23 protein-coding genes are annotated in these 24,602 nt (G+C 70.1%); 22 read left to right on the top strand and 1 reads right to left on the bottom strand.

Annotation, left to right across the window (positions count from 1 at the left end):
* Positions 1-2: 2 nt before the first annotated feature.
* The 16 genes from ftsW (at position 3) to Q9R20_RS00350 (ending at position 17,883) form a co-directional block, all read left to right on the top strand.
* Positions 3-1,256 carry a putative lipid II flippase FtsW gene (ftsW, locus tag Q9R20_RS00425; RefSeq protein WP_311247496.1) on the top strand — a complete coding sequence of 418 codons (1,254 nt, stop codon included), beginning with the start codon at positions 3-5 and terminating at the stop codon, positions 1,254-1,256.
* 49 nt (positions 1,257-1,305) lie between these two features.
* Positions 1,306-2,382 (top strand): glycosyltransferase, encoded by a 1,077-nt coding sequence (locus tag Q9R20_RS00420; protein WP_311247495.1) that lies wholly within the window; start codon positions 1,306-1,308, stop codon positions 2,380-2,382.
* 83 nt (positions 2,383-2,465) lie between these two features.
* Positions 2,466-3,872: a UDP-N-acetylmuramate--L-alanine ligase gene (gene murC, locus Q9R20_RS00415; protein WP_311247494.1), complete on the top strand. Its 1,407-nt coding sequence runs from the start codon at positions 2,466-2,468 to the stop codon at positions 3,870-3,872.
* Positions 3,873-3,874: 2 nt separating this feature from the next.
* Positions 3,875-4,801, top strand: a complete 927-nt coding sequence (locus tag Q9R20_RS00410; protein WP_396653648.1) for an FtsQ-type POTRA domain-containing protein — start codon at positions 3,875-3,877, stop codon at positions 4,799-4,801.
* A gap of 181 nt (positions 4,802-4,982) precedes the next feature.
* Positions 4,983-6,170, top strand: coding sequence for a cell division protein FtsZ (gene ftsZ, locus Q9R20_RS00405; protein ID WP_311247492.1), 1,188 nt, complete (start codon positions 4,983-4,985; stop codon positions 6,168-6,170).
* A gap of 67 nt (positions 6,171-6,237) precedes the next feature.
* Positions 6,238-6,924: a YggS family pyridoxal phosphate-dependent enzyme gene (locus Q9R20_RS00400; RefSeq protein WP_311247491.1), complete on the top strand. Its 687-nt coding sequence runs from the start codon at positions 6,238-6,240 to the stop codon at positions 6,922-6,924.
* Between the two features lie 31 nt (positions 6,925-6,955).
* Positions 6,956-7,426: a cell division protein SepF gene (locus Q9R20_RS00395; protein WP_108317885.1), complete on the top strand. Its 471-nt coding sequence runs from the start codon at positions 6,956-6,958 to the stop codon at positions 7,424-7,426.
* A 6-nt stretch (positions 7,427-7,432) separates the two neighbouring features.
* A complete protein-coding gene (locus tag Q9R20_RS00390; RefSeq protein WP_295840001.1) occupies positions 7,433-7,735 on the top strand; it encodes a YggT family protein in 303 nt (100 codons plus the stop codon).
* A gap of 132 nt (positions 7,736-7,867) precedes the next feature.
* On the top strand, positions 7,868-8,488 hold the full coding sequence (locus tag Q9R20_RS00385) for a DivIVA domain-containing protein (protein ID WP_311247490.1): 621 nt from the start codon (positions 7,868-7,870) through the stop codon (positions 8,486-8,488).
* A 9-nt stretch (positions 8,489-8,497) separates the two neighbouring features.
* Entirely contained in the window at positions 8,498-9,070 is a 573-nt protein-coding gene (lspA, locus tag Q9R20_RS00380; RefSeq protein WP_311247489.1) for a signal peptidase II, read from the top strand.
* Between the two features lies 1 nt (position 9,071).
* Complete coding sequence (locus tag Q9R20_RS00375; protein ID WP_311247488.1) at positions 9,072-9,995, top strand: RluA family pseudouridine synthase; 924 nt, start codon at positions 9,072-9,074, stop codon at positions 9,993-9,995.
* A gap of 176 nt (positions 9,996-10,171) precedes the next feature.
* Positions 10,172-13,636: a DNA polymerase III subunit alpha gene (gene dnaE, locus Q9R20_RS00370; protein ID WP_396653661.1), complete on the top strand. Its 3,465-nt coding sequence runs from the start codon at positions 10,172-10,174 to the stop codon at positions 13,634-13,636.
* A 108-nt stretch (positions 13,637-13,744) separates the two neighbouring features.
* Complete coding sequence (locus Q9R20_RS00365) at positions 13,745-14,980, top strand: hypothetical protein (protein ID WP_311247486.1); 1,236 nt, start codon at positions 13,745-13,747, stop codon at positions 14,978-14,980.
* A 63-nt stretch (positions 14,981-15,043) separates the two neighbouring features.
* Complete coding sequence (gene hisD, locus Q9R20_RS00360; protein WP_311247485.1) at positions 15,044-16,345, top strand: histidinol dehydrogenase; 1,302 nt, start codon at positions 15,044-15,046, stop codon at positions 16,343-16,345.
* A 10-nt stretch (positions 16,346-16,355) separates the two neighbouring features.
* The gene (nrdR, locus tag Q9R20_RS00355) at positions 16,356-16,847 is read left to right on the top strand and encodes a transcriptional regulator NrdR (protein ID WP_295839993.1); all 492 of its coding nucleotides are present in this window, start codon (positions 16,356-16,358) and stop codon (positions 16,845-16,847) included.
* Positions 16,848-16,857: 10 nt separating this feature from the next.
* The gene (locus Q9R20_RS00350) at positions 16,858-17,883 is read left to right on the top strand and encodes a quinone-dependent dihydroorotate dehydrogenase (protein WP_311247484.1); all 1,026 of its coding nucleotides are present in this window, start codon (positions 16,858-16,860) and stop codon (positions 17,881-17,883) included.
* 156 nt (positions 17,884-18,039) lie between these two features.
* Here Q9R20_RS00350 and Q9R20_RS00345 read toward each other — a convergent pair whose 3' ends face one another.
* Complete coding sequence (locus Q9R20_RS00345) at positions 18,040-18,612, bottom strand: DUF3043 domain-containing protein (protein WP_311247483.1); 573 nt, start codon at positions 18,610-18,612, stop codon at positions 18,040-18,042.
* 46 nt (positions 18,613-18,658) lie between these two features.
* Between Q9R20_RS00345 and Q9R20_RS00340 the strand changes: the two genes are divergently transcribed.
* From Q9R20_RS00340 to Q9R20_RS00315, 6 genes are all read left to right on the top strand, one after another.
* Entirely contained in the window at positions 18,659-20,053 is a 1,395-nt protein-coding gene (locus tag Q9R20_RS00340; RefSeq protein WP_311247482.1) for a dipeptidase, read from the top strand.
* 70 nt (positions 20,054-20,123) lie between these two features.
* The gene (gene erpA, locus Q9R20_RS00335) at positions 20,124-20,489 is read left to right on the top strand and encodes an iron-sulfur cluster insertion protein ErpA (protein ID WP_295839988.1); all 366 of its coding nucleotides are present in this window, start codon (positions 20,124-20,126) and stop codon (positions 20,487-20,489) included.
* 166 nt (positions 20,490-20,655) lie between these two features.
* Positions 20,656-21,537, top strand: a complete 882-nt coding sequence (coxB, locus tag Q9R20_RS00330) for a cytochrome c oxidase subunit II (protein WP_311247481.1) — start codon at positions 20,656-20,658, stop codon at positions 21,535-21,537.
* A 2-nt stretch (positions 21,538-21,539) separates the two neighbouring features.
* Entirely contained in the window at positions 21,540-23,303 is a 1,764-nt protein-coding gene (gene ctaD / locus Q9R20_RS00325) for a cytochrome c oxidase subunit I (RefSeq protein WP_311247480.1), read from the top strand.
* Between the two features lie 2 nt (positions 23,304-23,305).
* Positions 23,306-23,722 carry a cytochrome c oxidase subunit 4 gene (locus Q9R20_RS00320; RefSeq protein WP_311247479.1) on the top strand — a complete coding sequence of 139 codons (417 nt, stop codon included), beginning with the start codon at positions 23,306-23,308 and terminating at the stop codon, positions 23,720-23,722.
* A gap of 4 nt (positions 23,723-23,726) precedes the next feature.
* Positions 23,727-24,518 carry a protein phosphatase 2C domain-containing protein gene (locus Q9R20_RS00315; RefSeq protein WP_311247478.1) on the top strand — a complete coding sequence of 264 codons (792 nt, stop codon included), beginning with the start codon at positions 23,727-23,729 and terminating at the stop codon, positions 24,516-24,518.
* The last annotated feature ends 84 nt before the right edge of the window (positions 24,519-24,602 follow it).

Raw genomic sequence — 24,602 nt, 5'->3', positions numbered from 1 at the left:
ACGTGACCACGACGGCTCCTCCGACGCGGCAGGGCTCGGACGAGCCCGCCCGCACCGGCCTCTCCGCCCGCGTCTCGCTCGGGCGGGCCTTCCGGCCGGTGTCGACGGAGTTCCTGCTGATCACCTCGGCGGCCCTGTTGCTGACCGGTTTCGGTCTCGTGATGGTGCTGTCGGCGACGTCGGCGCTCGACGGCGCCCAGAACCCCTTCGAGCACGTGGTCAAGCAGGGCGTGTTCGCCGTCATCGGCATCCCGCTGATGTTCGTACTCAGCCGCGCGCCGCTGCGGTTCTGGAAGCGCATGGCCTGGCCGGCGCTGATCTTCGCGGTGATGTTCCAGCTGCTGGTGTTCACCCCGCTCGGCATCTCGGCGAACGGAAACCGCAACTGGATCAACATCGCCGGCATTCAGGCGCAGCCCGCCGAGTTCCTCAAGCTCGCCCTGGCGCTGTGGATGGGCTACGTGCTCTTCCGCAAGCAGACGCTGCTGAGCAACTGGCGGCACGTGTTCATCCCCATCGTCCCGGTCGGGGCGCTCGTCATCGCGACCGTGATGGGCGGGAAAGACCTGGGCACCGCAATGATCCTGGTGCTCGTGCTGCTCGGCGCGCTGTTCTTCTCCGGTGTGAAGCTGCGCATCTTCGTGCTCCCGGCGATCGCCGCCCTCGGCGCCGTGGCGTTGCTGGCGGTGACCAGCGCCGACCGCATGCGGCGCATCATGAGCTTCCTCGACCAGGATTGCCTCGCCAACTACCTGGGCGACTGCTACCAGCCGCTGCACGGCATCTGGGGTCTGGCCGCCGGCGGGGTCTTCGGGGTGGGCCTGGGCAACTCGGCCGAGAAGTACGACTGGCTCCCGGCCGCGGCCAACGACTACATCTTCGCCATCGTCGGCGAGGAGCTCGGCCTCATCGGGTGCGTCGTCGTGCTGGCGCTGTTCGCCGTGTTCGCGGTGGGGGCGTTCCACATCATCCGCCGCACCGACGATCCTTTCGTGCGCATCGTCGCCGGCGGCATCACGATCTGGATCGTCGGACAGGCCATGATCAACGTCGCCGTCGTGCTGCGCGTGTTCCCCGTGCTGGGTGTGCCGCTGCCGTTCATGTCGCAGGGCGGTACGTCGCTGCTGTCCGTGCTCATCGGCTGCGGAGTGCTGCTGTCGTGCGCGCGGACGCTGCCCGACCGTCGTGCAGTGGGAGAGACGCCGCCGCGTGCGGCGCGCCGGGCCGCGGCGTCACCCCGTCGTCCGCGCGGCTGACCGCACCCGGGCGCGACGCGGGCGCGCTCGACCTGGTTAGGGTCGAAGCGTGACGACTTACCTCCTCGCCGGCGGCGGCACCGCCGGGCACGTGAACCCCCTCCTCGCCGTCGCCGACGGTCTGCGCGCGCGGGACTCCTCGGCCGACGTGCTCGTCCTCGGTACGCGCGAGGGCCTCGAGGCGCGTCTCGTGCCGTTGCGCGGCTACGAGCTGCTGACCGTCGCGAAGGTGCCTTTCCCGCGCCGCCCGAACGGTGCGGCGGCGGCGTTCCCGGTGCGGTTCCTCCGCGCGGTCGCGCACGTTCGGCGTCTCATCCGTTCGCGCGGGGTCGACGTCGTCGTCGGCTTCGGCGGGTACGCGGCCGCGCCGGCCTACGTCGCCGCGCGGCGCGAGCGCGTCCCGTTCATCGTGCACGAGGCCAACGCCAAGCCGGGCCTCGCCAACGTCCTGGGCGCCCGGGGGGCCGCGGGCGTCGGGGTGGCGTTCGAGGGCACACCGCTGCGCGGCGCTCGCGAGGTCGGGATGCCGCTGCGCCGCGAGATCGTCGAGCTCGACGCCGCGGCCCGGCGCGACGAGGCGGCCGCGAACTTCGGACTGGATGCCGCGCGCCCGACGCTGCTCGTGTTCGGCGGCTCGCTCGGTGCAGTGCGCCTGAACGCGGCGTTCGGGGGAGCGTGGCGCGACGTGCTCGACGCCGGGTGGCAGCTGTTGCACGTCACCGGGCAGAACTCCGACCTGCCCGACCCGGGGGAGACGGGCTACGCGGTGGTGCGCTACGTCGACCGGATGGACCTGGCCTTCGCGCTGGCGGATCTCGTCGTCTCGCGATCGGGCGCGGCGACCGTCAGCGAGATCAACGCCCTCGGCATCCCGGCCGTGTACGTCCCCTACGCGGTCGGCAACGGGGAGCAGAGTCTGAACGCCGCGGCCTCGGTGCGCGCGGGGGCGGCGATCCTCATCGCCGATGCCGAGCTCACTCCCGAGCGCGTGCGCACCGACATCGTGCCGCTGCTCGCCGACGACGGTCGACGCACCGCGATGCGCGACGCGGCGGCGCGCACCGGCATCCGCACCGGCACCGAGAACGTGATCGCCCTGATCGACGAGGCCCTGGCCCGCCGCTGACCGTGACGGCGGGGAGGATGCCGTACCGCCCCGGGCGCGCCGGGGCGGACGCGCAGGATCGGCGACGTAAACTCGCAGACGCCATGATCAGACCCGACCTGAGCCTCCCGATCCCCGAGACCATCTCCTCCGCGCACTTCATCGGCGTGGGCGGCTCGGGCATGTCCGGACTCGCGCGCATGTTCCTCGACCGCGGCATCCGGGTCTCCGGCTCCGACCGCTCCGACAGCGCGGCCCTGCGCGATCTCGCCGCGCGCGGCGCCACCGTGCACGTCGGACACGACGCCGCGCACCTCGGTGAGGCCGACACCGTCGTGCACACCGGAGCCATCTGGCCCGAGAACCCCGAGTTCGTCACGGCGAAGCAGCGCGGTCTGCACGTCATCCACCGTTCGCAGGCGCTGCACTGGCTCATCGGGGGCCGTCGCCTGGTGTCGGTGGCCGGCGCCCACGGCAAGACCACCTCGACCGGCATGATCGTCACGGCGCTGCGCGCGCTGGATGAGGACCCCACCTTCGTCAACGGCGGGGTGATCGCCGACCTCGGCGCCTCGAGCGGCACGGGATCGGACGAGCTCTTTGTCATCGAGGCCGACGAGTCCGACGGCACGTTCGAGCTGTACGACACCTCCGTCGCGCTCATCACGAACGTCGACCCCGACCACCTCGACCACTACGGATCGCGCGACGCCTTCGACGCGGCCTTCGCCCGCTTCGCCGACGCGGCCCGCGAGGCCGTGGTCATCTCGGCCGACGACGCCGGCGCCCGTGCGGTGCGCGAGCGCATCACGCACGCGAACGTGATCACGTTCGGACAGGATGCCGACGCCGACGTGCGGCTCAGCGGCATCCGCACCGACGGCCCCGTCGCCTTCACGCTCACCGCCGACGGCGAGAGCGTCGAGGTGCGGCTTCGCGTCCCGGGCGCGCACAACGCGGTCAACGCCGCCGGTGCGGTGGCCGTGCTCCGCGTGCTGGGCCACTCGCTCGAAGACGCCGCGCGCGCCGTCGAGGGCTTCGGCGGCACGGTGCGCCGCTTCGAGCTGCACGGCGTGCAGCACGGCGTGAGCGTGTACGACGACTACGCGCACCACCCCACCGAGGTGGCGGCGGCGCTGTCGGCCGCGCGCACGGTCGTGGGAGAGGGGCGCATCATCGCCATCCAGCAGCCGCACACGTACTCGCGCACGCAGGAGATGTACCGCGAGTTCGCCGAGGTGCTCGAGACCCATGCCGACCACACCGTCATGCTCGACGTCTACGGCGCGCGCGAAGACCCCGTCCCGGGCGTCACGGGCGAGCTCGTCAGCGGCGCCTTCGCCGACCCCGGTCACGTGCACTACGTGCCGGACTGGCAAGCGGCGGCCGACTACACGGCTGCGATCGCGCGCCCCGGCGACTACGTCATCACCCTCGGCTGCGGCAACGTGTACCAGATCATCCCGCAGGTGCTCGAGGCCCTCTCCCGCACCGAGGCGCCGGCGGTCTGAGCGTGCGCCGGCCCTCGCCCCTGCCCCAGACGCCGGAGTCCGCGCGACCGCGCTCCGCGCGCGTGCCCGAGCGGGAGGTCGGGCATCCGGCCCCCGCCGAGGAGACGGCGCCGGTGACCCCCCTCGCGCAGTCCGAGGCCGACCCGGCGTGGGACGACACCGGGGCCGCGGGCCTGCGCGACGTGTGGCGCGCGTCGCGAGCACGGCGACGGGCGCTCAAGGCCGAGGTCAAGCGGTTCACGGTACGCCAGCGGCGCCGTCGGAACATCTGGATCGGGGTGGGCGCCGCCTTCCTCGTGATGGTCGTGGGCACGGCCGGGGCGGCGTACAGCCCGCTGTTCGCCGTCGAGCGCATCGACGTCGTGGGCGCCTCGCAGGTCGACGTCGCCGCCGTCACCGAGGCCCTCGACGCGCAGCTGGGCACGCCGCTGGCGATGGTCGACGACAGCGCCGTGAAGGCGGCGCTCGTGCGCTTCCCGCTGGTGGAGTCCTACACGCTCGAGGCGCGCCCTCCGCACGATCTCGTCGTGCGGATCGTCGAGCGCACCCCGATCGGCGTGATGCAGACCCCGGCCGGGTTCACCGTGGTGGATGCCGCCGGCGTCGAACTCTCGACCACGCCCGAGGTCCCCGCGGGGCAGCCGGTGCTCGAGATCGCCGGGGGAACGGACTCCGCCGCCTTCACCGCGGCGGGGCGTGTCGTGCGCGCCCTTCCGGATGCGGTGCGGGCGCAGGTCACCGGGGTGTCGGCATCCACTCCCGACGACGTCACCCTCACCCTCGGCGCGTCCGGCTCGCGCGTGGTCTGGGGCAGCGCCGACCGCTCGGCGGAGAAGGCGATCGTGCTGGACCGGCTGATGGCGAAGAGCCCGCCGGACCGCGCGAAGGAGTACGACGTGACCTCGCCCGAGGCGGGCGTCGTCCGCTGACGACCGCCGCTCAGGACGCGTCCCGGGCGATCTTCGAGGCGAAAACGGAACACGCCGCGTGTCGGTCCCGTCGCGCCCGTGGCGCCGCCTACCTTCGAGCTAAGGAATTGCATACCGGGCAATTCTTTAACCCTCAACATGAGGTTTAGAGTTTCGGGTTCGGGGACAAACGGAGGCCGGCATGAGCCACAACCAGAACTACCTCGCCGTGATCAAGGTCGTCGGTGTGGGCGGGGGCGGCGTCAACGCCGTCAACCGCATGATCGAGCTCGGCCTGCGCGGCGTGGAGTTCATCGCGATCAACACCGACGCCCAGGCGCTGCTGATGAGCGACGCCGACGTCAAGCTCGACGTCGGTCGCGAGCTCACGCGCGGCCTCGGCGCGGGCGCCGATCCCGAGGTCGGCCGTCGCGCCGCCGAGGATCACGCGGAGGAGATCGAGGAGGCCCTGCGCGGGGCCGACATGGTCTTCGTCACCGCGGGCGAGGGCGGTGGCACCGGTACCGGTGGCGCTCCCGTCGTCGCGAAGATCGCGAAGTCGATCGGCGCGCTGACCATCGGTGTCGTCACCAAGCCCTTCTCCTTCGAGGGCCGCCGCCGTCAGAGCCAGGCCGAGGGCGGCGTCCAGCGCCTGAAGGAAGAGGTCGACACCCTCATCGTCGTCCCGAACGACCGCCTGCTCGAGATCAGCGACCGCGGCATCTCGATGATCGAGGCCTTCGCCACCGCCGACCAGGTGCTGCTCGCCGGTGTCCAGGGCATCACCGACCTCATCACCACCCCCGGTCTGATCAACCTCGACTTCGCCGACGTCAAGTCGGTCATGCAGGGGGCGGGTTCCGCTCTCATGGGCATCGGCTCCTCGCGGGGGGCGGACCGCGCGATCAAGGCGGCCGAGCTCGCCGTCGAATCGCCCCTCCTCGAAGCCTCCATCGAGGGCGCGCACGGTGTGCTGCTGTCGATCCAGGGCGGCTCGAACCTCGGCATCTTCGAGATCAACGACGCCGCGCAGCTCGTGAAGGAAGCGGCGCACCCCGAGGCGAACATCATCTTCGGTACCGTCATCGACGACACCCTCGGCGACGAGGTGCGCGTCACGGTCATCGCCGCGGGCTTCGACGGCGGCGAGCCGTCGCTGCGCATCGACGCCGTCCCGGCGCAGCGTCCGGTCTCCGCGCCCGTGGTGCCGGTCATCCCCGCCGACGACGTCGCCCGTGACCTCGACGCGGCCGAGGAGCAGAAGGCCGCCACCGAGCGCACCCCGGAACGCCGCCCCGAGCCGGCACCGGTCACCGCCCGTGTGCCCGAGACCTCGTACGACAACGGCTACGCCGAGGACGACCTCGACGTCCCCGACTTCCTGAAGTAACAGCGAGCGTTCCGACGAAAGCGGGTCCGGTGTCCACCGGGCCCGCTCTCGTCGTCGAAGGAGACCCATGGACACCGCCCTGGCCGACCGCCTCGCCGCCGTCGACGAGCGCATCCAGGATGCCGCCCGCGCGGCGGGCCGCGACCTCGCGGGGATCACGCGCATCGTGGTGACGAAATTCCACCCGGCATCCCTCGTGAGCGACCTGTACGCGCTCGGCGTGCGGCACGTCGGCGAGAACCGACAGCAGGAGCTCACCGCCAAGCGCGCCGAGCTCGTCGGCATCCCGGATCTCGTCTGGCACTTCATCGGGCAGGCGCAGACGAACAAGGCCCGCGCCGTGAGGGCGGCGGCGGATGCCGTGCACTCGGTCGATCGTTCGCGCATCGCCGACGCGCTGCACGGCGCGGCCGACGGGCACGCCGCGCTCGACGTGCTCGTCCAGGTGAACCTCACGGACGACCCGGGCCGCGGGGGAGTCGCACCGGACGGCGCGGAGCGGCTCGCCGCGCACGTCGCGGAGCTGTCGAGCCTGCGGCTGCGCGGAGTCATGGCGGTCGCCCCGCTCGACGAGGAGCCGGCCCGCGCCTTCGAGCGCCTGCGGCGCTCGGCCGACGCGGTGCGCTCGGTGGTGCCCGACGCGGGCTGGATCTCGGCCGGCATGACGGGGGACTTCCCCGAGGCGATCGCAATGGGCGCGACACACCTGCGGATCGGCTCCGCAATCACGGGCCCGAGGCCCCCGCGCGACTAGCCTCGGACCAGACGAGCGAACGGAGGATGCGATGTCGAACCCCCTGAAGAAGACGATGGTGTACCTGGGCCTCGCCGACGAGGAAGAGACCTACGAGGAGACGGCGCCGCAGCCCATCGCGCGCAAGCAGGCCGCCCCGGCCGCTCCCGTGGAGAAGGCCGCGCCGGTGACCCCGCTGCACCGCCCCGCCGTGGTGCGCCAGCCCTCGGCCGGCCCGGTGAGCGAGATCCTCACGGTCCACCCCAAGCAGTACCGCGACGCCCAGACGATCGCCGAGAACTTCCGTGAGGGCATCCCGGTCATCATCAACCTGTCGCAGATGAGCGACGCCGACGCGCGTCGCCTGATCGACTTCGCGAGCGGACTCTCGCTCGGGCTGTACGGCCGCATCGAGCGGGTGACGAGCAAGGTCTTCCTGCTCTCGCCCGAGAACATCGCCGTCTCCGGCGACGGTGCGATCGCGCAGGCCGATCCCGAGGCTGCGCCCTTCGCGTCCCAGTAAGCGATCGTGGCCGTCCTGAGCCTGATCGGCTCCGTCCTCAGCGCGATCCTTTTCATCTACATCATCGTGCTGCTCGCGCGCCTCGTGCTCGAGTACATCCCGCTGTTCAACCGGGAGTGGCGTCCCCGCGGTGTCACCCTGGTGCTCGCAGAGATCGTCTACACGGTGACGGATCCGCCCATCAAGCTGATCCGCCGCATCATCCCGCCCCTGCGCATCGGGGGCGTCGCGATCGACTTCGGTTTCGCGATCGTGATGTTCGTCTGCTTCATGCTGTTGAGCGTCACGCGGTCCCTCGCGGCCGTGTGACCTCTCCGCCGCCGCCCTTCGGCCGTCATCTTCGACACCGGCGAGGGGCGGCGGCTATGCTGTTCCGAAGCGGTACGCCCCGGTGCGACACCCCCACAGTTCCGAATCAGAGCTCTCGAAAGAGGAAACACCATGGCACTGACCCCCGATGACGTCGTCACCAAGCAGTTCCAGCACGTGCGCTTCAAGGAGGGCTTCGACCCCGACGAGGTCGACGACTTCCTCGACGAGATCGTCGTCGAGTGGCGCAAGACCATCGCCGAGAACGAGGAGCTGAAGACCAAGCTCGCCGCCTACGAGTCCGGTGACGCCGCTCCGGCCGCCGCAGAGGCTCCGGCTGCCGAGGCCCCCAAGGTCGAGGAGCCCGTCGCCGAGACGCCCGCCCCCGCCCCCGTGGCCTCGGCCCCCTCCAACGACGTCGAGCCCGCCGCCCAGAGCGCCGGCATCATCGAGCTGGCCCAGCGCCTGCACGACGAGCACGTCGCAGAGGGCAAGGCGCAGCGCGACCAGCTCATCGGCGAGGCGCAGGCCCAGGCGGCATCCATCGTCGCCGAGGCCGAGCAGAAGGGCCGCGAAGAGCGCGCCCGCCTCGAGAAGGAGCGCACCACGCTCGAGGGCCGCATCACCGAGCTCCGCAACTTCGAGCGCGACTACCGCTCGCAGCTGCGCTCCTACATCGAGGGTCAGCTCCGCGACCTCGACACCACCGCGACGTCCTCGGGCTCGACGCCGGTGTCGGCCATCGGTCTGTAGGCCGACTCTTTGCGCAGTCGATCCCCTCTGCGTCCGGCGGCGGCCGGCATCACCATCGCGATCCTCGCGGTGTTGGTGCTGGCCGCCGACCAGTTGGCGAAGGTCGCCGCCATCGACGCCCTCCCGCCGGAGCGCGTCGTGCCGATCCTCGGCGACTTCCTGCAGTTCTATCTCGTCCGCAACCCCGGCGCCGCGTTCTCGCTGGGCGAAGGCGTCACGTGGCTGTTCACGATCGCCCTGGCCGTCGTCGCGGGCGTCATCGTCTTCCTCGCCGTCCGCCGGGTGCGGTCGCGGCTCTGGGCCGTCGTGCTGGGGCTGCTCCTCGGCGGGGTGCTGGGCAACCTCACCGATCGCCTGCTGCGCGAGCCGGGGTTCCCGGTCGGCCACGTCGTCGACTTCATCTCGACTCCGTGGATGATGCCCGCGATCTACAACGTCGCCGACATGTTCATCGTCACGATGATGGTGGCCGTGGCCGCGCTGGTCCTGTTCGGACTGCGACTCGACGGCACGCGCGAGACCCGCGCCTCGCGCTCGGCCGAGGGCGACGTCGAGGCGCCCGCCGAGCCGGGAGCCCGCTGACGTGGAGTCGCGGAGCCTGCCCGTCCCCGACGGGCTCGACGGGACGCGCATCGACCAGGCCCTGGCCAAGATGCTCGGTTTCTCGCGCACGTTCGCCGCGGAGGTCGCCGACGCCGGGGGAGTGAGCGTCGACGGCCGCCCCGCGGGGCGCAGCGACCGGTTGCGGGCGGGCGCGTGGCTGAGCGTCGAATGGGAGCCCAAGCGCGACCCCGAGATCGTGCCGGTCGAGGTGCCCGACCTGGGCATCGTCCATGACGACGACGACATCGTCGTGGTCGACAAGCCCGCCGGTGTCGCGGCGCACCCCTCCGTCGGGTGGGAGGGGCCCACGGTGCTCGGCGCCCTCGCCGCCGCCGGCTTCCGCATCGCCACGAGCGGCCCTGCGGAGCGCCGCGGGGTCGTGCACCGCCTCGATGCGGGCACGAGCGGCCTGATGGTGGTCGCCAAGACCGAACGCGCGTACACGCTGCTCAAGAGCGCGTTCAAGGACCGCGAGGTCGACAAGATCTACCACGCCGTCGTCCAGGGGCATCCCGACCCGCTCGCGGGCACCATCGACGCCCCCATCGGGCGGCATCCGCACCACTCGTGGAAGTTCGCGGTCACGCCCGACGGCAAAGACTCCGTGACCCATTACGAGACCCTCGAGGCGTTCCCGCGCGCCTCGCTGCTCGAGATCCATCTCGAGACCGGCCGCACGCATCAGATCCGCGTGCACATGGCGGCGCACCGCCACCCGTGCGCGGGCGACCCGCTGTACGGCGCCGATCCCACGCTGTCGGCACGCCTCGGTCTCACGCGCCAGTGGTTGCACGCGCACCGGCTCTCCTTCACGCACCCGGGCACGGGGGAGTGGGTCGAGTTCGAATCGGCCTATCCCGACGACCTCGCGCGCGCGCTCGAAATCCTCGGCGACGGCGTCTGATCCCACGCGGCCCTCGCTCGGGCGACCGCATGCCGAGCCCCGGCGACGCGCCCGGGTCGACGCGTGCACCTGGGCGCGCGCTGCGAGGTTCCGCGAGCGGTGTCGGAGGGCGAACGTAGACTCGTCGCGTGGCAGCAGACTCCTTCGTTCACCTTCACGTGCACAGCGAGTACTCGATGCTCGACGGCGCGGCGCGCATCGGTCCGATGGTCCAGGAGGCCGTCAAGCTGGGCATGCCCGCCATCGCCGTGACCGACCACGGCAACACCTTCGCGGCGTTCGAGTTCTACAAGACGGCGAAAGACGCCGGCATCAAGCCGATCGTGGGCATCGAGGCGTACGTCACCCCCGGCACCCACCGCTCCGACAAGGCGCGCGTGCGCTGGGGAACCCCCGAGCAGCAGAGCGACGACGTGTCGGGTTCGGGTGCCTACACACACATGACGCTGCTGTCCGAGACGACCGAGGGCATGCACAACCTCTTCCGTCTGTCGTCGCGCGCGAGCATGGAGGGCTACTACTTCAAGCCGCGCATGGACCGCGAGCTGCTGCAGACCTACAGCAAGGGACTCATCGCCACCACCGGGTGCCCTTCGGGCGAGGTGCAGACGCGCCTGCGACTCGGCCAGTACGACGCGGCGCGCGCGGCCGCGGCCGAGTTCCAGGACATCTTCGGCAAAGACAACTATTTCGCCGAGATCATGGACCACGGCCTCTCGATCGAGCGGCGGGTCATGGGCGATCTGCTGAAGATCTCGAAAGATCTCGGCATCCCCCTCGTCGGCACGAACGATCTGCACTACACCCACCAGCACGACGCGACCAGTCACGCCGCCCTCCTCTGCGTACAGTCGGGATCCACCCTCGACGACCCCAAGCGCTTCAAGTTCGACGGCGACGGCTACTACGTCAAGTCGGCCGCCGAGATGCGTCAGGTGTTCCGCGATCACCCCGAGGCGTGCGACAACACCCTTCTCATCGCCGAGCGCTGCGACATCGAGTTCAACACCTCGGCCAACTACATGCCGCGCTTCCCGGTCCCCCCGGGCGAGACCGAAGACAGCTGGCTGGTCAAAGAGGTCGAGAAGGGTCTCGAGTACCGCTACCCCGACGGCATCCCCGACTCGGTCCGCAAGCAGGCCGAGTACGAGACCGGCATCATCCTGCAGATGGGCTTCCCGGGATACTTCCTCGTCGTGGCCGACTTCATCAACTGGGCCAAAGACCACGGCATCCGCGTGGGTCCCGGCCGCGGGTCCGGTGCCGGATCGATGGTCGCCTACGCCATGCGCATCACCGACCTCGACCCGCTCCAGCACGGCCTGATCTTCGAGCGGTTCCTCAACCCCGACCGCGTGTCGATGCCCGACTTCGACGTCGACTTCGACGACCGTCGCCGCGGCGAGGTGATCCAGTACGTCACCGAGAAGTACGGCGACGAGCGTGTCGCGCAGATCGTCACCTACGGCACGATCAAGGCCAAGCAGGCGCTGAAAGACGCCGGTCGCGTGCTCGGTTTCCCCTTCAGCATGGGCGACAAGCTGACCAAGGCCATGCCCCCGGCGGTGATGGGCAAAGACATGCCTCTCGACGGCATGTTCAACACCGAGCACCCGCGCTACAAAGAGGCGGGGGAGTTCCGCACCCTCATCGAGACCGACCCCGAGGCCAAGACGGTGTTCGACACCGCGCTGGGGCTCGAGAACCTGAAGCGCCAGTGGGGCGTCCACGCCGCCGGTGTCATCATGTCGAGCGAGCCCCTGATCGACATCATCCCGATCATGCGCCGCGAGCAGGACGGGCAGATCGTCACGCAGTTCGACTACCCGTCGTGCGAGACCCTCGGCCTGATCAAGATGGACTTCCTGGGGCTGCGCAACCTCACGATCATCTCGGATGCCCTGGAGAACATCCGGATGAACCGGGGGGAAGAGCTCGACCTCGAGCACCTGCCGCTTGACGATCGGCCCTCCTACGACCTTCTGGCCCGCGGCGACACGCTGGGGGTGTTCCAGCTCGACGGCGGGCCCATGCGCTCCCTCCTGCGACTCATGCGTCCCGACAACTTCGAAGACGTGTCGGCCGTCATCGCGCTGTACCGGCCCGGACCCATGGGCGCCAACTCGCACATCAACTACGCCCTGCGCAAGAACGGTCAGCAGGAGGTCACGCCGATCCATCCCGAGCTCGAGGAGCCGCTGCGCGACATCCTCGACATCAGCTACGGCCTGATCATCTATCAGGAGCAGGTCATGGCGATTGCGCAGAAGGTGGCCGGCTTCTCGCTCGGTCAGGCCGACATCCTGCGTCGCGCCATGGGAAAGAAGAAGAAGTCCGAGCTCGACAAGCAGTACGAGGGTTTCTCGGGCGGCATGAAGGAGCGCGGCTACGGCGACGACGCCATCAAGGCGCTGTGGGACATCCTGTTGCCCTTCTCCGACTACGCCTTCAACAAGGCGCACTCGGCGGCGTACGGTCTGGTGTCGTACTGGACGGCCTATCTCAAGGCGCACTACCCCGCCGAATACATGGCGGCGCTGCTGACGAGCGTCGGCGACTCGAAAGACAAGATGGCGGTGTACCTCAACGAGTGCCGCCGCATGGGTATCCGCGTGCTGCCGCCCGACGTCAACGAGTCGATCCGCTTCTTCGCGGCCGTCGGCGAAGACATCCGCTTCGGTCTCGGCGCGGTGCGCAACGTCGGCACCAACGTCGTCGACGGCATCGTCGCCTCGCGTCAGGAGGCTCCGTTCGCGCACTTCCACGACTTCCTCGCGAAGGTGCCCATGCACGTGGCCAACAAGCGCACCGTCGAGTCGCTGATCAAGGCCGGCGCGTTCGACTCCCTGGGCTCGACCCGCCGCGCGCTCGTCGAGGTGCACGAAGACGCGTGCGAAGGCGCGGTGCTCGACAAGCGTCGCGAGGCCAACGGCGAGGTCGGCTTCGACTTCGACTCGCTATGGGACGAGCCCCAGCAGGTGGTGAAGGTGCCCGAGCGCCCCGAGTGGACGAAGAAGGACAAGCTCGCGTTCGAACGCGAGATGCTCGGCCTGTACGTGTCCGATCATCCCCTCGCCGGCCTCGAGGTGCCGCTGGCCAAGCACGCGTCGACGTCGATCCACGATCTGCTCGCCTCCGAAGACGTGCAGGACGGCGACCAGGTCACGGTTGCGGGCCTGCTCACGAGCGTGCAGCACCGCGTGGCGAAGCAGAGCGGCAATCCGTACGGCATGGTCACCGTCGAAGACTTCAACGGCGAGGTGACCGTGATGTTCATGGGCAAGACCTATGCCGAGTTCGCCCCCGTCCTGCAGGCCGACTCGATCCTCGTCGTGCGCGGCCGCGTGTCGCGTCGCGACGACGGTCTCAACCTGCACGCGCAGAGCGCCTTCGCTCCCGACCTCGAAGGCCTCGATGAGGCGGGCGGGCTCACGCTGGTCGTCCCCGAGCAGCGCGCGAACGAGGCGCTCGTCGGGGAGCTCGCGCAGATGCTGCGTCGTCACGCCGGGTCGACCGAGGTGATGCTGAAGCTGCACAAGGGGGGCACGGCCAAGGTCTTCGAGGTGCCGATGCCCGTCCGCGTGACCGCCGATCTGTTCGGCGAGCTCAAGGGGCTCCTCGGCCCCAACTGCCTGGGTTGACCCCCGCCGATTCCTTCCCGCGTACACGCCGCAAGCCCCAGCGGGCGCAGAAGAACCGCTGGTTAGGATGACCGAGCGCTGCGGCGCCCTGGTGAAAGGACCACCACCGTGACCGATCGAAACCCCCACGACGGCTTCGCCCCCGGCGAGCACGCTCGTCCCGACGACACCGGCGCCGTCTTCGGCCGTGACACCGACGACCACGCCCCCGTCTCCGCCGGTGCGCCTCACCGGCACGACGCCGACGGCGATCACGCCGACCCCCACGCGGCACGGCCCGCATCCGCGCACGCCAACGCCGGATCGCACCCGCATGATGCCGCTCGTCCCGCGGGCGGCCCGCAGTACGGCGTGGGTCCGTTCTCGGTCCGTGAGATCGCCCTCCTGGGCATCTGGGTCGTGGCGTTCTTCGTATCTTTCTTCCGCACGAACATCCTCGATTCGCCCTCCGCGGTGCTCGTGGGAGGCGGGAACGTCTGGCTCTCGGGCCTGTGGTGGATCCCCACGGTGGCCCTGCCCACCGTCGCGGTCGGCCTTCTCGTGCTCCGCCGCCTCTCGCCGCAGGGCATCCGCCGGGTCGGCTCGCTCGGCATCGACCAGTTCGCCTCGGTGGCCTTCACGGTGGCCGCGCTCGTCTGGGTCGCCTGGGTGTGGGACACCGTCGCGGTGTTCGACGAGACCGGGGTCTGGACGCGTTCGTGGGTGATCTGGGTCGAAGCGGTCCTGCTGCTCGCCGGAGTCGTCCTGACCGTCTTCGCACCCATCGTCCCGCCGTTCTCGCAGGATTTCCGCGAGCGTGAAGAGGTGCCCGCGCACCGCAGCGCCCGTCCGATCCGCCCCGTCGTGGCGCGCCCGCGCGTGCCCCGCGCCCCGCGTCCCGCGGCCGAAGGACATGCGGCGAGCCATGACGCAGACGCACCGACCCCGGGCAGCTACACCGGATCGACCGATCTCGCCCACGATGACGCCGCGCCCGCCACCAGTGTGCTTCCCGCCCACGGCGCAGACGACAACGACACCGACGTGTTCGCTCCGCTGCGGGCGGACGCCGACCGCGACCGCGACGAGGCTCGTCCGACGCGCGACGAGCACGCCGCCTGGCGCGCCCCCGAGCGGTCCGCCCACGACGAGGACGAGCACCATGACCACCCGCACGCGCAGGCCTTCTGGGCCCTCGCCCCGGTCGAGCGCGACGTCGTCGACGACTACGGCACGCCGATCTTCCGGATCGGCCCCACCGCGTGGGCGCTCGTGGTCGAGGACCGCGGCGAGACGTTCGTCGTCCGCCACGACGACGGCCGCATCGGCTACCTGCACGACGTCTCGGGCGTCACGCGCGGCTGAGCACAGCCTGCGAGCCGCCCGCCACGCGCGAGGCGGCTCGCGGGCGGCCGGTAGCCTGGACGAATGCTCCGCACGATCGATCTCCGCGGCCGCGTGCTCTCACCGGCCGAGCTCCTCGCCGTCGTTCCGCGCGCCGATGCCGCGCGCGATGAGGCCCTCGCCACGGCCGCCCGTCTCGTCGATGACGTCGCCCGCCGCGGCGAAGATGCCCTGCGCGAGCAGGCCGAGCGGTTCGATCGAGTGAGCGACCACGCCATCCGCGTCCCCTCGGAGCACCTCGACGAGGCTCTGCGCGACCTCGATCCGGCCATCCGCGCCGCGCTCGACGAGGCCATCGAGCGCGTGCGCACGGCGTCCGCCGCGCAGGTGCCCGCCCCGGTCGTCACCGACCTCGGTGATGGCGCGCGAGTGACGCAGCGCTGGCAGCCGGTTCGTCGGGTCGGTCTTTACGTCCCCGGCGGCAAGGCGGTCTACCCGTCGAGCGTCGTCATGAACGCGGTGCCCGCGCAGGTCGCGGGGGTGCGCGAGGTCGCCCTGGCCTCCCCGCCGCAGTCCGCTTTCGGCGGCCGGGTGCACCCCGTGATCCTGGCCGCGGCGCGCCTGCTCGGCGTCACCGAGGTCTACGCGATGGGCGGCGCCGGCGCCATCGGCGCCTTCGCCCACGGCGTCGCCGAGATCGGTCTCGACCCGGTCGACGTCGTGACCGGCCCCGGCAACAATTTCGTGGCATCCGCGAAACGCGCCGTCGCCGGTCGCGTCGGTACCGACTCCGAGGCCGGCGCCACCGAGATCCTGGTCGTCGCCGACGATTCGGCACGCCCGGGCCTCGTCGCCGCCGATCTGGTGAGCCAGGCCGAGCACGATGAGCAGGCGTCGGCGGTGCTCGTCACCGATTCGCCCGCCCTGGCCGAGGCCGTGCAGGCCGCCCTTCCCGCTCGCGTCGAGGCGACCCGGCACACCGACCGCGTCACCGCGGCGTTCCACGGGCCGCAGTCGGCGGTGGTGCTGGTCGACGACCTCGCTCAGGCCACCGCGTTCAGCAACGCCTACGCGCCCGAGCACCTCGAGCTGCACCTGGCCGATCCGCGGCCGGAGGACTTCGTCAACGCGGGCGCGGTCTTCGTCGGCCCGTACACCCCGGTCAGCCTCGGCGACTACCTGGCCGGAAGCAACCACGTGCTGCCGACGGGGGGTCAGGCGCGGTACGGAGCGGGCCTGTCGGCGGCGACGTTCCTGCGGCCGCAGCAGGTCGTCGAGTACGACCGCGACGCTCTGTCCCGGGTCCGCGACGCGATCGTGATCCTCGCCGAGGCCGAGGCGCTCCCGGCGCACGGCGAGGCCGTGACCGCGCGCTTCGAGGGATGAGGACGGCCCGATGCACTGCCCGTTCTGCCGCAACCCCGACTCCCGCGTCATCGACTCGCGCACGAGCGACGACGGACTCAGTATCAGGCGACGCCGTCAGTGCCCGAAGTGCGGGGGTCGGTTCTCGACGGTCGAGACCGCGAGCCTGAACGTCATCAAGCGCTCGGGTGTCGTCGAGCCCTTCAGTCGCGAGAAGGTCATGTCGGGCGTGCGCAAGGCGTGCCAGGGTCGACCGGTGACCGACGCGGATCTCGCCGTCCTCGCCCAGCAGGTCGAGGAGGCCATCCGCCAGACGGGATCCTCGCAGATCGAGGCCAACGAGATCGGCCTGTCGATCCTCGGCCCGCTCCGCGAACTCGACGAGGTCGCCTACCTGCGCTTCGCGAGCGTGTATCAGGCGTTCGATTCCCTCGACGACTTCGATGCGGCGATCGAGCAGCTGCGTGCCGACCACGCCGCTCGGGGAGCCTCCGCGGACGACGCCTCCGACGCCGTCCAGTAGCCTGGCGGGGATGTATCCCCTTCTCTTCCGCACGGTTCTCACCCGCCTCGACCCCGAGTTTGCGCACCACCTGGGCGCTCTCGTCATCCGTGTCGCGGGTGTCGAGCCCGTGGCATCCGTGGTCCGTCGCTTCACGGCGCCGCGGGCGGATCAGCGCGTGCACGCGCTCGGGCTCGAGTTCTCGTCGCCGTTCGGCGTGGCCGCCGGTTTCGACAAGAACGTCACGATGGGCCGGGGCCTCGGCGCTCTCGGCTTCGGGCACGTCGAGGTGGGCACCGTCACGGCCCTGCCGCAGCCGGGCAATCCCAAGCCCCGGCTGTTCCGTCTCGTCGCCGACCGCGCCGTGATCAACCGGATGGGGTTCAACAACGATGGAGCCGCGGCCGCCGCGGCCCGTCTGCGGCGTCTGCGTCGCGCGCGCCGTCGTCCCGTCGTCGGTGTGAACATCGGTAAGAGCCGCGTCGTCGCGGTCGAGGACGCCACGACCGACTACGTCCGCAGCGCCCGTCTGCTCGCCCCGCTCGCCGACTACCTCGTGGTCAACGTCTCCTCGCCCAACACCCCGGGCCTGCGCGGCCTCCAGGCCGTCGAGACGCTGCGGCCCCTGCTGACGGCGGTTCGGGATGCCGCGGGCGCAACGCCCCTGCTCGTCAAGATCGCGCCGGATCTCGACGACACCGAGGTGCAGGACATCGCGCGTCTCGCCGTCGACGCGGGGCTCGCGGGCATCATCGCGACGAACACGACCATCGCGCGCTCACCCCTGTCGACCGACGCGGCGAAGGTCGAGGCGATGGGCGCAGGCGGGCTCTCCGGGGCTCCGTTGAAGGCGCGCGCCGCCGAGGTGCTCCGCCTCGTACGTGCGGCCGTGCCGGCGGAGTTCGTGGTCATCTCGGCCGGGGGAGTGGAGACCGCCGACGACGTGCGCGAGCGTCTCGCCGCCGGTGCGACCCTCGTGCAGGGGTACACCGGATTCCTCTACCGCGGCCCGCTGTGGGCGTGGCAGATCAACCGCGGCCTCGCTCGCGCGAACTGACGATCGCGACCGCCGTCGCGCGCGGTGTTTCCGGCACCGAGTGTCCACAACACGCCGGTAAGCATCGGTCGCGCCCGGTGTGTCCTGGACACTCGCCCCGGGGTAGAGAAGAAGCGGCGCGCCCGGGGGCGCGCCGCTTCGTGAGACCCGAGGCGATCAGGCGGGGTACTGACCCCGCTTGACCTGAGCCTTCGGCAGACGCATGAAGCGCATCTGGACGGTGCGCATCGCCGCGTACCAGCCCAGGCCCTTCTCGAGCCGGGACTCGCCGAACTTCTCTTTGGCGGCGCGCTTGACGCGGATCGACGTGATGATCATGTCGCCGACGACGAAGAGGATGAAGATCCACAGGGCGACGAACGACCAGTACTGGAAGAAGCCCACCGGGATCAGCGTCGCCACGATCACCAGGACCATGAACGGCATGACGCCCTCGCCGAGGTGCCATCCGGCGTCGACGAAGTCGCGGGCGAAACGACGCTGCGGACCGCGATCGCGCACCGGCAGGTACTTCTCTTCGCCGGCGGCCATGCCGATGCGGGCCTTCTCGCGCTGCGCGGCGAGCTCGGCGCGCGCGCGGGCCTTCGCCTCCTTCGTGTCGGGGACGAGCGGGCGCTTGCGGGCGGCCTCCTGCTCGGCGCGCGACGGGGTCGCGCGACCCTTGCCCGAACCGAGCTCCGTCGGCTCGACGGGGGTGTCGTTGGGGGCGGGGGCGGGGGACTTGGCCACGGGAAACCTCGGTGATTCGCTGGTCGGGAGACTTAAGATTACTCGCATGACCCTCGACCTGTCCCGGCAGGAAGCTGTGCAAAAAGCAGCGGACGCCGGCATCCCCTCCGCCCTGGCCGATCTCGGCTCCCTCGTGCGCATCCCCTCGATCGCCTGGCCGGCCTTCGACCAGAGCGCCCTCGTGCGCAGCGCCGACGCCGTCGCCGCTCTCCTTACCGGCACCGGCGTGTTCGACTCCGTCGAGGTCAAGCGCGCCGCGATCCCGGGCACCGACGAGATGGGCCAGCCCGCGGTGCTCGCCACGCGCGCCCCCCGCAACGGTCGTCCGACCGTCCTGCTCTATGCCCACCACGACGTGCAGCCCCCGGGCGACGAGGCGCTGTGGGATTCTCCGCCGTTCGAACCGACGGTGCGCGACGGCCGCCTGTACGGCCGCGGCGCCGCCGACGACAAGGCCGGTGTCATGGCGCACGTCGGTGCCATCCGCGCGGTGTCCGAGGTACTGGGCGACGACCTCGACCTCGGCATCGCCGTCTTCATCGAGGGGGAGGAGGAGTACGGCTCGCGCTCCTTCGGACAGTTCCTCGCCGACAACGCCGAGGTGCTCCGCTCCGACGTCATCGTCGTCGCCGACTCCGGCAACTGGGACGAGCGCACCCCCGGCCTCACCGTTTCGCTGCGCGGGAACGCGCGCTTCACGCTGACCGTGCGCACCCTGGAGCACGCCTCGCACTCGGGCATGATGGGCGGCGCGGTCCCGGATGCCATGCTCGCCACGGTCAAGCTCCTGTCGACGCTCTGGGACGCCGACGGCGCGGTCGCCGTCGAGGGTCTCGCCACGCGCGACGCCGAGACGCCCGCCTACGACGAGGCGACGCTCCGCGCCGAGTCGGGTCTGCTCGAGGGCGTCAGTCCCATCGGCCGCGACTCGATCCTCAGCCGCATCTGGAACAAGCCGTCCATCACGATCACCGGATGGGATGCCACCCCGGTCGAGGCGGCATCCAACACCCTGGCCCCGCAGACGCGGGTGGTCATCAGCGCGCGCGTCGCCCCCGGACAGCATGCCGAGGAGGCGTTCGCCGCGGTCGAGAAGCACCTGCGCGCGCACGCGCCCTTCGGGGCCCACCTTGAGTTCTCCGACGTCGACTGCGGCGACTCGTTCCTCGTCGACACCAGCGGCTGGGCCGTCGAGGAGGCTCGAGCGGCGTTCGCCGACGGGTACGGCGTCGAATCGGTCGACGTGGGGATCGGCGGGTCGATCCCGTTCATCTCCGACCTCGTGCGGGAGTTCCCCGCGGCGCAGATCCTGGTCACCGGGGTGGAGGACCCCCACGCCCGCGCCCACAGCCCGAACGAGTCGCTGCACCTCGACACCTTCCGCAACGCGCTCGTGTCCGAGGCCTTGCTGCTGGCCCGGCTCAACGACCGCACGGTCTGATCGACCCGCGGGGACGGGACGGGCGTAGACTCGTCTCGTCCCCGCGACCGAAAACCCGAAGGGCATCGCCATGACCGACACCACTCTGTCGTCCGCCGCCGAGACCCGTGAGCACGGCGTCGGCCTGACCGCGGCCGCCTCCGACAAGGTCAAGAGCCTGCTGTCGCAGGAGGGTCGCGACGACCTCCGTCTGCGCGTCGCCGTGCAGCCCGGCGGCTGCTCGGGCCTCATCTACCAGCTGTACTTCGACGAGCGCTACCTCGACGGCGACAAGGTCGTCGATTTCGACGGCGTCGAGGTCATCGTCGACGAGATGAGCGTGCCGTACCTCGACGGCGCCAACATCGACTTCAAGGACACGATCTCGGAGCAGGGCTTCACGATCGACAACCCGAACGCCCAGGGCTCCTGCGCGTGCGGCGACAGCTTCCACTGACCCCCTGACGCCGTCCTCCGGCGCCGGATCGAGGGCCCCCGGATCCACGGATCGCACCGTGGATTCCGGGGGCTCTCGATGTCTCGGCACTGGACGAATGGCCTGAGAACGGTGAGAGGTTGCTCTAGACTGTCAGAGCAACATCCACGACCCGGAAAGGTGCATTGTGCCCTCCAAACGTCGCCTTCGCTGGGCAGCGCTCCCTCTCGGGATCGCCTCCGTCGCACTCCTCTCCGGGTGCACCACGACCCAGCTCCACGGCTTCCTTCCCGGCTTCGTCGACGACGGCACGCCCGCCACGAATCACACCGACATGGTCGCCGGTCTGTGGGTCAACTCGTGGATCGTCCTCCTCGCCGTGGGTGTGGTCACCTGGGGCCTCATGCTGTGGTCGGTCATCGCGTACCGCCGGCGCAAGGGCCAGTCGGGCCTGCCGGTGCAGCTGCGCTACAACATGCCGGTCGAGATCTTCTACACGATCGTGCCCCTGATCCTCGTGGTCGGCTTCTTCGCCTTCACCGCGCGCGACCAGAACACGCTCGAGACGCAGTACGAGAACCCCGATGTGTCGATCACGGCCTACGGAAAGCAGTGGGCCTGGGACTTCCAGTACAACGGCGAGCGTGAGGACAACTCCGACGCCGTCTACTCCATGGGCGTCCAGGCCAAGGCCACCTCCGACGGGTACGACCTCGACGACGTGCCCACCCTCTACCTGCCGGTGAACAAGACGGTGAAGATCGACCTGCGTTCGCGCGACGTCATCCACTCGTTCTGGATCATCGACTTCCTCTACAAGAAAGACATGTACATCGGTCGCGACAACGAGTGGTCGTTCACGCCCACTCGCGAAGGCACCTACGAGGGCAAGTGCGCGGAGCTCTGCGGTGAATACCACTCCGCCATGCTCTTCAACGTCAAGGTCGTCAGCGAGGCCGAGTACGACGACTATCTCGATTCGCTCCGCCGGGCCGGCGACGTGGGCGACATCAGCGACCTGTCGCGTCTGCAGAATCTGACGACGACCGGTACCGAAGGGAACGAGTGATCATGGCCACGACGCTTCCGCTCCAGGGGACGGGCACTTCGCGCTCGACGACTCTCCCGCCGCGTCAAGCCGCACTGCTGAGCACCACGCGTGTCGAGCAGAAGGGCAACCTGGTCGTCAAGTGGATCACCTCCACCGACCACAAGACCATCGGGTACATGTACCTGATCGCCTCCGTCATCTTCTTCATGCTCGGCGGCGTCATGGCGCTGATCATCCGCGCCGAGCTGTTCGAGCCCGGGATGCAGATCATCCCGACCAAAGAGCAGTACAACCAGCTCTTCACCATGCACGGCACGATCATGCTGCTCATGTTCGCGACGCCGCTCTTCGCCGGCTTCGCCAACGCGCTGCTGCCGCTGCAGATCGGGGCGCCCGACGTGGCGTTCCCGCGTCTGAACGCGTTCGCCTTCTGGCTGTTCCTCTTCGGCTCCACGATCGCCGTCTCCGGCTTCCTCACCCCGCAGGGTGCCGCCGGATTCGGCTGGTTCGCCTACCAGCCGCTCGCCAACGCGAGCTTCTCGCCGGGCGTCGGTGGAAACCTCTGGATGCTCGGACTGGGCATCAGCGGTTTCGGAACGATCCTCGGTGCGGTGAACTTCATCACCACGATCCTGACCATGCGCGCTCCCGGTATGACGATGTGGCGCATGCCGATCTTCTCGTGGAACACGCTCATCACGAGCATCCTGATCCTGCTGGCGTTCCCCGTGCTGGCCGCGGCGATCTTCGCCGCCGCCGCCGACCGCGTGCTCGGTGCCCACATCTACAGCCCCGAGAACGGCGGTGTGCTGCTGTGGCAGCACCTGTTCTGGTTCTTCGGCCACCCCGAGGTGTACATCATCGCGTTGCCGTTCTTCGGCATCGTGTCGGAGATCTTCCCGGTGTTCAGCCGCAAGCCGATCTTCGGGTACAAGACCCTCGTCTACGCGACGATCGCGATCGCCGCCCTCTCGGTGGCGGTGTGGGCCCACCACATGTACGTCACCGGCGGGGTCCTGCTGCCCTTCTTCGCTCTGATGACGATGCTCATCGCGGTCCCGACGGGCGTGAAGATCTTCAACTGGATCGGCACGCTGTGGCGCGGCTCGGTGACGTTCGAGACGCCGATGGTCTTCGCGCTCGGCTTCCTCGTGTCGTTCGTCTTCGGTGGTCTGACCGGCGTCATCCTCGCGTCGCCGCCGCTGGACTTCCACCTCTCCGACTCGTACTTCGTCGTGGCGCACTTCCACTACGTCGTGTTCGGCACCGTGGTGTTCGCGATGTTCGCCGGCTTCTACTTCTGGTGGCCCAAGTGGACCGGCAAGATGCTCAACGAGCGTCTCGGCATGGTGCACTTCTGGATGCTGTTCATCGGCTTCCACATGACCTTCCTCATCCAGCACTGGCTCGGTGTCGACGGTATGGTCCGCCGCTACGCCGACTACGCCGCCGCGGATGGCTGGACGTGGGAGAACCAGTTGTCCACGGTGGGGTCGATGATCCTCGGCGCGTCGATGATCCCGTTCCTGCTCAATGTGTGGATCACCGCCCGTAAGGCGCCGCGCGTGACGGTCGACGACCCGTGGGGCTACGGCGCGTCGCTCGAGTGGGCCACGTCGTGCCCGCCCCCGCGTCACAACTTCACCTCGATCCCGCGCATCCGTAGCGAGCGTCCCGCCTTCGACCTGAACCACCCCGAGGCCGGAATCCCGGTCGGCGTGGGCCCGGTCAAGGACGCGCCCGATACACCCGTGGTCGACGCCGCCGCCGGAGAGGTCAAGTAACGATGCGTACCAATGTCGGACTCTGGTGGATCCTCGCGGTCTTCGCCTTCCTGATCGCCGGCGTCTACACGGTGTGGAGCCTGCTTCAGCACGGTGGCGTCGAGTGGGTCGGAACCGTCGCCCTGGCCTTCCTCGGCCTCATGTCGGCCATGATCGCCTTCTACATCGGGCGTGTCCTGAAGTCACAGAACGGCGACCTCCCGGAAGACATCCTGACCGCCGACATCGACGACGGCGACCCCGAGATGGGTGAGTTCAGCCCGTGGTCGTGGTGGCCCATCGTTCTCGCGGCGTCCGCGGCGATCGCCGTGATCGGTCTCGCTGTCGGCACCTGGCTCGTCCCCGTCGGCTTCGCGGTCTTCGCGATCGCCATCGTCGGCTGGGTGTACGAGTACTACCGCGGGTACTTCGCGCGCTGATCCCGTGCCCGTCCGGCTGATCGCCGCCGCCGTCTCCGACGCCGGCGCCCACCGTCCCACCAACCAGGACGCCGCCTTCGCGGCGCCCTGGGGTGCAGCGGTGGCCGATGGCGTCGGCGGGGGTCCCTCGGGAGATCTCGCGTCCGCCGCTCTCGTCCACCGTCTCGTGGCCACGCGGGGGAGCGTCCTCGATGCGGACGGTCTGCTCGTACGCATCCGCGAGGCCAACTGGGACATCCGTGCCCACGTCGAGCGCGACCCCGCCCTCGAGGGTATGGCGACGACATTCACCGGCATCTTCCTCAGCTCGGCCGGCGATCTCCTCCTCGCCCACACGGGCGACTCCCGTGCCTATCTGCTGCGCGATGGCGCGTTCTCCCGAGAAACGCGCGACGACTCCTACGTGCAGGCCCTGGTCGACCACGGCATCATCCCGCCCGAGGCGGCGGCGGCGCACCCGCGCCGGAACATCATCACCGCGTCGCTCGGCGGAGCCGAGGGCGATGTCGTCTCCGTCGCGGAGCGGCCTCCGCAGGTGGGCGATCGCTGGATGCTGTGCAGCGACGGACTCACCGACTACGTGCCCGAGGCCGACGTTGCGCGTCTGATCGCCGAGGCCGATGATGCCCGTTCCGCCGCGGCATCCGCCGTCGCGCTGGCGCTCGAGGCCGGTACGCGCGACAACGTCACCGTCGTCGTGTGCGACGTGGTCGACGATGACGAGCCCGCCGCGGGCGACCCGATCTTCTTCGGCTCGGCCGCACGGTGGTTCGCCGAGGACGTCGAAACGGCCTGACGCGCCGTCGCGTGTGCTCGGCGCGGTGGGCAACCGCGCCAGGGGCGCATGGCCATCCCGCCGTGATCGTCCCATCCGTTCCGC

The organism is Microbacterium sp. PRF11 (assembly GCF_031844085.1).
Classification (GTDB): domain Bacteria; phylum Actinomycetota; class Actinomycetes; order Actinomycetales; family Microbacteriaceae; genus Microbacterium.
This window is presented reverse-complemented; position numbering and strand designations above follow the sequence as displayed.